The organism is Pseudomonas sp. NY15437, assembly GCF_048068435.1.
Lineage (GTDB): Bacteria > Pseudomonadota > Gammaproteobacteria > Pseudomonadales > Pseudomonadaceae > Pseudomonas > Pseudomonas nitroreducens_B.
Window position 1 is genome coordinate 1 of record NZ_JBLUQC010000055.1, and the last position, 304, is coordinate 304.

Annotated in this window: 1 tRNA gene; it reads left to right on the plus strand. The window is 54.3% G+C overall.

From position 1 onward, the window contains the following. Window positions 1–199: 199 nt before the first annotated feature. Window positions 200–276: transfer RNA gene (locus ACNFIA_RS32005), tRNA-Ile, on the plus strand. Window positions 277–304 lie beyond the last annotated feature (28 nt).

Below are 304 nucleotides of genomic sequence, written 5' to 3' on the forward strand. Positions count from 1 at the left end.
TCGTAACAAGGTAGCCGTAGGGGAACCTGCGGCTGGATCACCTCCTTAATCGAAGATCTCAGCTTCTTCATAAGCTCCCACACGAATTGCTTGATTCACTGGTTAGACGATAGGTTTGCTGCTCGGTTGGTTTGAGCGCGCCCCCGGCTCTTGGATAGAGAGCGGGTGAGGTCGACAAGCTGCCAAAGCCCGAACGATTGGGTCTGTAGCTCAGTTGGTTAGAGCGCACCCCTGATAAGGGTGAGGTCGGCAGTTCGAATCTGCCCAGACCCACCAATTGTTGTGGTGTGCTGCTGATCCGATA